The sequence below is a fragment of the Akkermansia muciniphila genome (assembly GCF_018709685.1).
Lineage (GTDB): Bacteria > Verrucomicrobiota > Verrucomicrobiia > Verrucomicrobiales > Akkermansiaceae > Akkermansia > Akkermansia muciniphila_E.
Genome location: NZ_JABDHQ010000031.1, coordinates 1 through 1,960, shown reverse-complemented (window position 1 = coordinate 1,960; position 1,960 = coordinate 1). Strand labels below are relative to the sequence as shown.

The 1,960-nt window shown below is 54.6% G+C and carries 1 pseudogene; it reads right to left on the bottom strand.

The features are described from left to right. Positions 1–1,960, bottom strand: a pseudogene (locus tag HHJ06_RS11625) (hypothetical protein); the annotation flags it as partial.

Genomic DNA, 1,960 nt, shown 5'->3' with positions numbered 1-1,960 from the left:
CCCGCCCCAGAAGAGGGGGCTGGAGTGCTGCCAGGTCTTGGCGCGGTAGTCCTTGCCTTCGGGGTAGGCCCCAATGACCGGAGGCTTGCCCCATTTGATTGATACTCCGTAGTAGGCTATGAAGGTGGAATCCTGGGAAGGCGTTCCATATTCACCGGATTTTTTAGCTTCTTCATTGGGTCCTTCATTATCCTGCCACAAGTCGGCGGGGAACCTTACCTGGTCAATCAGAGGTTTTTCCCACGCACCCCAGTTGAGGTTCAGGATAGTGGGCATCGTCTTGGAGAAAATGTCAATTTCTGGCGTACTCGTGCCGTTGCGGGAGGATTTGGAATTCATTTTCCTGGGCTCCATCAGCCCGGCCGTCGCCATGAACGTGCCCAGATTGGAATTTGATGAATTCTCGCTGTATTTCATGGCAAGAACGTGGTTTTTGGGGGTTTCCGTAAGCTGGCTGGTATTTTCCGCAAAGATGACGGAAGCCTTGGCCGTGCCATTCTGTTCATAGCCGCTTCCTTCCAGCAATTCATAACGCAAGCCGTCCGTCAGGTTAACGGCATAGGAGCTCACCTGTCCCGGGCTCTGGTCCCAGCCTTCCTTGAGGGGGAATCTGTCCGGAGCGAAGTCTCTGTCCTGGTTTTTAGCCTGGTAAACTTCGTTGCCGTGAACGATGTTGGAAACAACGGGCTGGGCGAAGACAACGATTTCACCCGCCTTGAGCGTGGAGGAACCGCTCTTGTCCGGAGAGCCGTCACCCTTAAGTTTGGCTGTGGTATTGAAGGAAGCCCCGAAGTCCGCTACCTGGCGGTTGCTGTAGGAAACGTTTTTCGTGTAGGGAACCAGCATGGATTCGGAGTGGTTGGCTAACAGTCCGTCATCCAGGGAATTCCAGGCAAATTTAATGTTGTGGGAAAGCAGCAAGGGCATGAAGCGGTGTTCGCCGAAATAGCCGCCCCAGGGTTCTCCGGACGGCCCCTGGAATTTCATGTCCACGTTGTACGGGTTCCACCAGACGTACACCGGGATCACGGAAATACGCAAGTCAATCCAGCCGCCGCGGTTGGGATGCTTGTTGCCGTGCTTGATGTATTGAATCCCTACGAAGGAATAAAAGCGCAGCAGGATGGGATGGCGCATGTACGTGTAGCGGTTGTCCATCATCTCCATGTTCGCGGCGGAATCGGAGGCGATCAGCGTGCTCGGCGTGCGGCCGTCCCATTGCAGGGCTGCGGAGGCGTCCTGGCCTTCTTTTTTGGAGGAGGAATCCCACACGTTGGCCCACAGGTAGAGCTGGTTCCAGGAGCCGATCGGGCGAGTTTGCTCCGTGGGGTTGCCGTCCTCGGAGGTATATGGGCGCAGGCCGATGTCCGCATTGTCTCCGCGGAATTCTTCCGGCAATTTGTCTTGGGAAAACATAATGTTCAGGTCTTTTTTAAGACCCCCGAATTTAGAATCCGTGAGCAAGCTGGAAGAAACCAGGGAAATGTCATGGTAAACCTCTCCCAAATCCTTTAAGCGGCCGTTTTTGTTACTAGCTAACAGGGAATCAAGAGAGATGAGCTTTCTGACAGCGGACATGTCGTTTCCGGAGCCCGAGGCCATCACGGAAGAAAGGTTGAGAGGTTCCAAATCCGGCCCGGGCGTGTCCCATGTGGAGCGCAGCACCGTCAAGGCATCCGTGCTTTCTTCAGAAGCGTGCGGCATCAGGTTGATGCGCGCCTTCTGGTTTTCTCCCGTTACCCACCAGGCAATGTACTTGCGTGAATTGGCATTCTTTTTCAATCCCAGGTTTTTGGAGTAGTCATCCACGCGCACCAGGCGGGCGTAGATTTCCTTATTGTCCTGGTTTTTAGAACCAACGGGCGTTCCCACCGTGCCATGATTCACCAAGGGGACACTGCGGAGATTCTGATTGGTGAGGGAACGCTTGCCCAGCAGGTTCTTTCCGGCTTCCAGTGAA